Source organism: Paenibacillus daejeonensis DSM 15491 (assembly GCF_000378385.1).
In the GTDB taxonomy this organism is placed as follows: domain Bacteria; phylum Bacillota; class Bacilli; order Paenibacillales; family Paenibacillaceae; genus Paenibacillus_D; species Paenibacillus_D daejeonensis.
In genome coordinates this window covers 19,528-28,863 of the sequence record NZ_KB899687.1, presented here as the reverse complement: position 1 = coordinate 28,863, position 9,336 = coordinate 19,528, and the positions used below count along the sequence as shown (strand labels likewise).

At 55.4% G+C, this 9,336-nt stretch carries 5 protein-coding genes and 2 pseudogenes; 2 read left to right on the top strand and 5 right to left on the bottom strand.

From position 1 onward, the window contains the following. Positions 1–173: pseudogene (locus tag F556_RS39325) on the top strand (IS256 family transposase); the annotation flags it as partial. A 352-nt stretch (positions 174–525) separates the two neighbouring features. On the opposite strand, the gene F556_RS0132550 reads toward F556_RS39325, so the two are convergent. From F556_RS0132550 to F556_RS0132530, 5 genes are all read right to left on the bottom strand, one after another. Further along, on the bottom strand, positions 526–2,238 hold the full coding sequence (locus F556_RS0132550) for an extracellular solute-binding protein (protein WP_020621195.1): 1,713 nt from the start codon (positions 2,236–2,238) through the stop codon (positions 526–528). A 294-nt stretch (positions 2,239–2,532) separates the two neighbouring features. After that, positions 2,533–3,414, bottom strand: a complete 882-nt coding sequence (locus F556_RS0132545; RefSeq protein WP_020621194.1) for a carbohydrate ABC transporter permease — start codon at positions 3,412–3,414, stop codon at positions 2,533–2,535. Positions 3,415–3,428: 14 nt separating this feature from the next. Continuing rightward, positions 3,429–4,397, bottom strand: coding sequence for an ABC transporter permease (locus tag F556_RS0132540; RefSeq protein ID WP_020621193.1), 969 nt, complete (start codon positions 4,395–4,397; stop codon positions 3,429–3,431). Continuing rightward, positions 4,394–5,689, bottom strand: a complete 1,296-nt coding sequence (gene hisD, locus F556_RS0132535; RefSeq protein WP_020621192.1) for a histidinol dehydrogenase — start codon at positions 5,687–5,689, stop codon at positions 4,394–4,396. The genes F556_RS0132540 and hisD overlap by 4 nt, the downstream gene beginning before the upstream one ends. 33 nt (positions 5,690–5,722) lie before the next feature. Continuing rightward, the gene (locus F556_RS0132530) at positions 5,723–7,855 is read right to left on the bottom strand and encodes an alpha-amylase family protein (protein WP_020621191.1); all 2,133 of its coding nucleotides are present in this window, start codon (positions 7,853–7,855) and stop codon (positions 5,723–5,725) included. A 177-nt stretch (positions 7,856–8,032) separates the two neighbouring features. On the opposite strand from F556_RS0132530, the pseudogene F556_RS35930 reads away from it, so the two are divergent. Then, a pseudogene (locus F556_RS35930) lies at positions 8,033–9,321 on the top strand (sensor histidine kinase); the annotation flags it as partial. Positions 9,322–9,336 lie beyond the last annotated feature (15 nt).

Below are 9,336 nucleotides of genomic sequence, written 5' to 3'. Positions count from 1 at the left end.
TGAACAGTCTGACCAATATGGACGCGGCGGAGAAGATCGTTTACCTAGAGGTGACAACCTACAACGAGCGTTTTGAGAGCCGCGTCATCCGTGGATTTAATGATGCTCTGGTGAAGGAGAAACTCCAGGCGCTCTTTGAGGAGCGTTATCCGACAAGGGAGGAGGAAACCTAAACCACCCTTCGGGCTCCCGCGCCTTCGCTTGGGCTACACTCGTCTATCTATTTCAACACCTAATTACACGCCACTCGTTGGGAGTTGTTCCCTGCTTACACAAACTTCTTGACGCTACCGGTTATCTGATGAATTGCAGCGAATAGCGGAAAATAGAAGCCAAGTTTTTGATTTCACACGCGATACAGACCCTTTAGCGGAAATAATGCTCCCTATTATTTGAGATCGTAGCGCAACTCCTCTTTTTCCAAGGTCGATCCGTGATTGCACGCTTTCTTTTCGCACCTGAGACAACGGCCCCCGTCCATGGATTAACAGACGGAGGCCATTTTCGAGTCAGCGCAGGTTGTGCCTATTCTTTTACCGCGTTATACCACTCGTTGACTTCCTCAGTGATCGTATCGCCTGCGGAGGACTTCCAGGTTTCCACAAACCGGTCGAATTCATCGATCGGCAGTTCGCCGTAGATGATTTTGATGAAAGTCTCCAGCTCCTGGGTGTTCAGATACTCCCCGCGGGATTTCATCGTTCGGGTCGGTGCACCTGTGAAACGCTCCGGCATCGAAGCCTCCCGGCTATTCAGGTTGACATTGGCCACCTGCAGACGTGTCTCATCCGAGAAACGGCTATGGTAGCGCTCCAGGTTGTTGCGCGGCTCGTTGCCTTCCGCGAGCCAGCCCAGTGCCTCCATGGCGGAGGATGGGATCCGCGCGCCCTCATAAGTAATGGTGTACTTTTGCGGAATCACACGGCCGCCCGGAATGTCATTCGTGTCATAGCTGGCTTCGCCATCGACCAGCACATAGTCATATCCTTCGGCGAACTGATATTCGAATTCGCTGCCCTCTTGTAGCGTAGCGAAGTTATCGAACAGATAGTTCTGGTAGACGAAGAACGCCTCCGGGTGCGGAGCATCCTTGTTAATTAGGACCGCACCACGGAAATTAAGCGTCCCCTGGCGGCCCGCCTGCCCGTCAGGGCCAGTTGGCACCGGATAGGCCTGGAATGATGCGCCTTCAACATTGACCATCAAATCCTTCAGCGGCGTTCGATCCATCCAGTACGGTCCGGCAATTATACCGGCACGGCCAGATGTGAACAGCTCGGCAGCTTTGGTCTCATCATGTAGGCCTGCTTCTCGGTGGATGTAGCCCTTGCTCACCCATTCGTTCAGCTTTTGCAATGCGTCCTTGGCTCCAGGTTGGATCGACCCATAGGCCAGTGAACCGTCTTCGGCTAGATTCCACTGTTGTGGAATAGTGCCATAGGCCCCAAACACCCAGCTGGCCGTTGCCTGGGCAGGCTTCAGGGAATCCCGCATCCCGAGCGCAAGCCCATACGTATCGGCTTGTCCATTACCATCCGGATCTTGCGTGACAAAAGCATCCATGACGGCCTCCAGCTCATCCAGCGTCTCCGGCGCTTCCAGCCCCAGGTTGTCCAGCCAGTCCTGACGGATGAACAGAACCGTATCATTGTTCCAGGAATACTCCGGAATCGGGATACCATAGGCGCCATCCTCACGCATAAATGGATACCACATGGTGGGATCCTCGTTCACCGCCTGCTTATACGCGTCGGAGGCATAGCGCTCCCACATCTCACCGACCTCCATGAACTTGCCGGAGTCGATCAGGTCATTAGCCAGCTGCACGTCATCGATCGCGAGCACATCCGGCATTTTCTCATTCGCCGAGAGCGCCAGGCGCATCCTTGTATTGAATGCTGTGTTCTGTGTCGTCGATGTCCAGAGATAGTTCAAGTTAATCCCGAATCGCTCCAGCGCCCACTCCGTGTGGACATTATTCTCCATCGTCTCGCCGTTCTTGAACGTCATGGACGGGGAGACTGCAGCCACTGTCGTCATGTCAATCGGCGGATCGTACTTGCCGTCCGCAAACGGGGCCGAGTACGAGATGCCTCCTTCGCCGACTTCCTGTTCATTATTCGTGCTTCCAGGCACTGGTGCAGGGTCAGCCGGACCGGAGTTGCTGCAAGCCGCCCCGAACGCAAGGACCATAGACATGGAGAGAAGCAGATGATTGCGCCATACTTTTGTTTTCATGATGAACAATCCCCCTAGTATAATTGCTGCAAAAGGCCGAAGAGGCACGGAATCGAATCTGGTCAACGCTTGTCTAGCAGAAAGCGACTTCGGAAGCATACGCTGCGAAGCGCTCGCCTGAAAGCTTTTCGCAGAAAAGCTAGCTTCGAAAGCATCCGCTGTCCCCGGATTTCTACCGCTACAGCGGTTAAATAATCAAGAAATCTGGGGACAACAGCGATCGGAAGATCGATCCGTGACCGTAGGCCGCCTTTCGCAGCAGCCTCATAATTAATCAGTGGGGCTTGTGAAGGGTTATTCCTTCACCGAGCCCATGACAATCCCTTTGACAAAAAATCGTTGCAGGAACGGGTAGACCAACAGAATGGGTGCCGCCCCGATAAACACCTGGGAGGCTCGGACCGTGCGATCCGACAACAATTCCATATCCTCTGCGCTGACATTGAGCTGGTTCATATCCTGCTGAACGATGATCGTCTGCAGGAAGGTGGCCAGCGGATAGTTCCGCGTATCCGTCATATAGATCATGCCGTCGAACCAGGAGTTCCAGTGCCAGACCATCGTGAATAGTGAGATCGTGGCAATCGCTGGCAGCGAGATCGGCAGATAAATGCTAAATACGGTACGGAAGTGGCCTGCACCATCGATGTAAGCCGCCTCCTCCAATGCCTTGGGTACACTGACACGGAAGAAATTAAGCAGTAGGATCATATTAAAGATATTAATCGCTTGCGGCAAGATCAACGCCCATAGGGAGTTAATCAACCCCAGCTTCTGCACCAGAATATAGGTTGGAATCAAGCCGGCGTTCAGCAGCATGGTGAAGACGAAAAACCACATGTAGAACGTCCGGCCGCGAAAATCCTGATTTTCCTTGGATAAAGCATAGGCTGCCAGCACCATCAGAGCCATCGAGAACAAGGTACCGAGCACGGTCCGTGTCACACCCGTTCCGAGTGCCCGCAGGAAGTTGGCATTGCCAAAGGTCTGCTCGTAGGCGTCTGTTGTAAAATTCACGGGCCACATCTTCACCAGGTTGGCGGAGGCTGCAGCCGGTCCGCTGAACGATACTGCCAGAATATGAATCAATGGCGCAATGCACAGAAAGGACAAGAACGCGAGCAAGAGCATATTGATGATCGTAAATACGCGATAAGATGTCGAGATATGATGCACGGTATACGCTCCCCTCAGAAGATTCGGTAATTGGCGAATTTGTAGGCCATGCGATAGGCCGCAACAATCAGCACGAAGCTGATGATGGACTTGAACATGCCGACCGCCGTACCAAAGCTGTAATCTCCGCTCAGCAAGCCGATCCTGTACACGTACGTATCGATAATGTCACCTTTTTGATAGACCAGCGGATTATACAAGTTGAAGATTTGGTCAAAGCCTGCGTTGAGAATGTTGCCCAGCGACAGCGTGCCTACAACAATTGTGATCGGTATCATGCCGGGAATGGTAATATAGAGCGCTTGCTTGAACCGGTTGGCGCCATCGATCAGTGAGGCTTCATAGAGACTAGGGTCAATTCCTGCGAGAGCAGCCAAGAAGACGATGGTCGAGAAACCGAAGTCCTTCCACACATCACTCACAATGACCGTGAACCGGAACCAGTCGCCATCCCCCAGGAAGAAAATCGGCTCGATCGGCAGCAGGCTGGTGAGCACCTGATTAATGAGGCCGCCATCAGTTGACAGCATATCAATCAGAATGCCGCCCAGGATAACCCAGGACAGGAAGTGCGGCAGGTAGACAAACGATTGTACGAACCGCTTGAAGACCATGATGCGTACTTCATTGAGCAATAGGGCAAATACGAATGGCACCAGCAGCTGGAAGACGATCTTGAAGCTGGAGATCAGGAACGTATTCCAGATCACCTGACGGGCCTGTGGAATCTCGATAATCTTGCGGAACTGCTCCAGCCCGATGAAGGGCGAATCGAAATACCCGAGCCAGGGCTTGAATTCCTGGAAGGCCATAATCAAGCCTGGCAGTGGCGCATACTGAAAAATCAACACGAGTACAAAAGCCGGGAACACCAACAGATGCAACGGCCAATTGCGTTGTAGATTCCACTTCGGCTTCGCCGGCCGCACAGGTGTACGAACAGGTAGCTGGTCCGCTGGTTGCTGTGGGTCCTTCTTCTTCATCGGGCGCCTCCTTGGCCACTGAACCGGCGGACCCGCAGCAGCGCCTGTTCCCGGTGACCCATGAACCGCTCCAGCTCACACAAGCGCGCAGCATACTCACCGATCATGGCGCTGGCTTCTGGGGTACACCGCTGATACGTACAGGTCTTCAGGAATTTGCCCACCCATAGTCCGCCGGTATATCTAGCTGCTCCCTTGGTCGGTAGCGTATGATTCGTCCCGATGACCTTGTCGCCATAAGCGACATTGGTCTCCGGTCCGAGGAAGAGCGCGCCGAAGTTGCGCATGTGCTTCAGAAAATAGGACGGGTCCTTCGTCAGTACCTCCACGTGCTCATACGCCAGCTTATCTGCTTCGACCAGCGCCTCCGCCTCATCCTTCACGACAATGACGATGCCGTAGTCCCGCCAGGAAACCGATGCGACATCGGCAGTCGGCAGTGTCTGAAGCTGACGCTCGATCTCTACCAGCGTCTCCTGGGCCAGCGCTTCCGAGGTCGTGATTAGCGCCCCCGGCGAGGTCGGGCCATGCTCCCCCTGGCCGAGCAGATCGGTGGCGATCATCTCTGCATCCGCTGTCTCGTCGGCGATCACCAGCGTCTCGGTCGGTCCGGCGAGCAGATCAATGCCGACGCGGCCGAACAGCTGGCGCTTGGCCTCCGCCACATAGGCGTTGCCGGGTCCAACCAGCATGTCTACCGGCTGGATCGTCTCCGTGCCAATGGCCATAGCCGCCAGTGCCTGAACCCCGCCCAGGATATAGATCTCGTCCGCACCGGCCATCACCATGGCACAGATGGTTGCCGCCGGCAGCTCGCCATCAATCGGCGGCGTGCAGGCCACAACCCGCTCGACGCCAGCCACCTTGGCCGTAAGGATACTCATGTGGGCCGAGGCGACCATCGGGTAGCGGCCCCCAGGGATATAGCAGCCGACACTGCCGACCGGAATGTTCTTGTGTCCCAGAACCACGCCGGGCAGTGTCTCGACCTCGACATCACGGATGGCCTCACGCTGATGCCCGGCAAAGCGCCGGATCTGCTCTTGGGCGAAGGCGATGTCCGTCTTCACCTCCTCGGGTACTGACGCCACAATCTCGGCCAGCTGGGCTTCGTCCAGCCGGAAGCTCCCGCTTGGCGTACTCCACTTGTCCAGCCGGAGGGCATAATCGCGGACGGCCTCATCGCCGCGACGCTCCACCTCTGCGATCATGGCCTGGACCGTGGCCGTAATATCCAGCTGCTCAGCGCGCAGCTCCTGCACGGTCCTGCCTCTCTTGATGAATGTTGCCATGTGATGGTTACCCCCTTTTGCTTGCTTCCTTTATTACTCATGTGTTGCCACGTATACACCGCAGTACTCGCTCAGATGTGCCAGGCGGATCGTCAGCTTCAACCCTCCGTCAGGCAGCGGCTCCGTCTGTTCCAGAGTGGCTCCCCCGTCCTCGCGCAGCGGCTGGAACCTCTCCACCTTATCGCAGGACAGCTCCAGCTCAATCACGATATCCTGGACAGGTACGACCTCATGAACGGGTCTCACAGGTGCCGCAGTGGTATTCACGACATGCAGCAGGTAGCCGCCAGCCGTCCGGTTCAGCATCAACTGCACACTGCCAGGCGCATCGCTGCGCACCAGCCGACGCTCGCCCAGCAGTGCATCGAAGGCATTGCCCAGGATGGCACTGAAGTCGGCGTGCCCGTGGGACCAGACCTGCTTGTCGACGCCGTAGGGATAGTAGATCGCCCGACCTTCCCCGTATCGGTGATCCACACAGGTCGGGAACTCGGTCTCGAATTGCTTGGGCCATGCCCGCTCCGGCGATTGTGGGAAAATCTGGGGCACATAACTGATCGGCGTATCCGCCCCTCCTCCCTCCAGCGGCTGAACCAGCAGGTTGGTGCCCCAGTTAGCAAGCAACTGCGTATCCTCGAAGCCCTTAGTGAGCGGGTGGCTGGCACGTACCATTTGATAGCCATAATGGGAGGCCTCCTTACGAAGTCCCTTGTATGTCACGCCGAGCACATCGCCCAGTCCCAGATCCTCCCGCTCACGCCCATGCTCGTCATAGAGCGAGGTCTCATGCGTCACGAGGACTTGTCCGCCCTCCCGCACATAAGTGCGGATGAGCTCCAGCTCGGGGTCGGACAGACAGGCACCGTTCGGAATGACCAGGCACCGTACCTCCCGCAGCGCCTCCTCCGTCAGATGCAGGTCGAGCAGGAAGCGGTACTGCAGCTTGTTGCGGATCAGCACCTGCTCCATGCCCATGAGATGGGTAATGTAGGCGTCCTTCTCCCGGTCACCGCTACCGAACCGGTTGTTGCTGGTCCGTGAGTAGTAGATCGCCACATCCGCCATCGGTGTCTGCCCGTGCAGCAACGCCTCCTGCTCTTCCATGTAGGCGTATACATCTTTGCACAGATAAGCATTGCGCCGATCGAAGGTTACGCCGGGATGCATGCCGTTGAACAGGCTGTTCCAGAGTGACCCGCCCGCGCTGACCGCCTGCCAGAGCCAGATCCGAGTCTCAGCGGCCGGCGAGGAAATATACCGCAGCTCATTATTGGTACCCAGATGGCCGAACAGCATGATCGGCACCTTCTCCGGCTCCAGCGCCCTCAGAAACTTGGTCAACATCGCTGGTGCACTGAGCGGCTGATGGTTGGCCGTGAACAGCGGCGTCACGAGGAAGTCAAAATCATCTTTCACTTGATACAGATCCGAGCTGGTGCTGGCATATTGGTTGTAGAACAAGCCGAAGATTTCGGCACAATAAATTTTCTCTTCGCCGAAGGCTTTGACAACCTCCCGAAATTCCCCAAAATGCCGGTTCAGACTCTCCGCCTTCCATTCGCGGTATTCCTCGTAGCGGGTGTCGCTGAACTCCCCGCCAACGGGAATGTCCTTGTCCTTATCCTGCCTATACTGCTTGCGACAGGTATGGCAATAGCAGGCTCCGAGCTGAAACGGCGAATTCTCCCAGATCCCGTCCAAGTCGTAGCGCTCCAGGAGCAGCTTGGCCATCCGGAAGGCATGACCATTGCGGTAATGGCTCAAGTAACAGGCGGCGTATAAAGGATTAGGATTCTTGGGTGATGCCGCCCACTGCACCGGCTGTCCCTCGGCGTCAACCGTGAACCAGTCTGGGTACAAGTCATAGATCCGCTTGTCCACGCCCCGGTAATCGACGCGGGCGATGACCTTGATCCCCCGGCGATGGCAGGCTGCCGTCAAATCCCGGAGAATGTCCTCCTCCTTCATGAACGGATTGGGATTGGCCGTCTCCAGCTCATGGCGGAAAAAATCCACGACGCCTCCGGCGTTAATCACAATGCAGTTCGCATGAATGTCTTCAAGATAGCTCGCTACGGATTCGGCGTCATAGCCGACTACATCCGGCTCCCGCAGCACGGTCTGCAGGATGCGTAATTGCTTTTGATACCAAGGTTTGTTGTCCATTGTATCCTCCATTATTCAGAATGTGTGTCCTGTATTCGTGCTCTGTGTCTTATGGTAAAGGCTCCTGCCGCCGAATAACATGATGCGTTTTTAACATACCTGTTCTAATTTCAATCCATTGTCTTCCGTCCTCTAGGTGACCTGCGGGGCACGTGATAAAATGGGGGCAAGTGAATCATGGAGGTTGTGAGTGTGCCATACAAGATCAGTTTTTTTCGCAAAATCGTTATTCTGGTGTTCCTGATGCTGACCCCAGTCATTATTGTATACACTTACTCGTATCAGATTAGCGTTGACGTGGTAGAGACGGAGATCGAGAATGCGAGTATGCGCCAACTGAACTTCTTCCTGAGTCAGGTGGAAAATAACGCTGCCCAGTTGACCATGCACTCCGTGCTGCTCAGCCGGGAATCGGGCATACGGGAAGTGGGCCGTCTGCATGAGGCGGCAAGCTTCGTGGAGCGAATGATGACCATCAAAGCGATTGAGGACAAGCTGGCTCTCTTCAGCAGCTCCAGCCCCTGGACCAATCATATCTCCGTCTACTCCCCAGGCTCGGACACGGTGCTCTCCACCATTTCCACCTCTGGCTACCGCATGGCGGTTCCCGAGGAGAAACAGATTACACGGTGGACCTACACGAACCAGGAAGACAGCTTACAGGACCGCTTCACTTGGTACGTCGCGGATCCACCCGTCGCGCGCAGTAATCCAGAGACGGCTAATATGATCGTTGAGGTCAGCTTCGCTACCGGTAATCTGGTAGACATGCTGGATGAATTCATGACCAGTCGTCAGGGCAATCCGTTTTTTTATGCGCGTGGGCAAGAACCGATTATGAACAGCCAGGGGAATCCCGACACCATCCGGCAGCTGGCGGATAAGCTGGATACCCTGCCACTTGCAGCTGCTGAGCAGACACAGATGGCCATCCAAGGCGAGAATTACCTCGTTAGCTACCTGCCCTCAACCAGTCTGGACTGGTATTTGGTCGACTTTGTCCCGCTAGAGAAAGTGCTGCAGCCGATCAATACCAACCGCAATTTTTTCTATGCCGTCATTATCATTCTGCTGATCCTGGGAATTGGTTTATCGTCTGTCATCTACCGCAATGTTCAGCTGCCCATCCGCGAGCTCATGAACAACGTGCAGAAGCTGAAGCGGGGCAACTATTCGGCGCGCCTTGCGACCCGGCCCAACAATGAATTTCATTTTTTGTTTACGCGCTTCAATGAGATGGCCGAGCAGATTCAACAGCTGATTGAAAATGTCTATACCGAAAAAATCCGCTCGCGCGAAGCGACCGTCAAGCAGCTGCAATCGCAGATTAATCCGCACTTCTTCTATAATTGTCTTTCTTCATCGTCAGCATGTCACGGCTGGGCCAGAATAAGGCGGTGGAAGCGATGGCCACCAATCTGGGGGATTACTTCCGGTATACGACCCGTGTGGAAAATCAGACCTCGACGATCCGGGAGGAG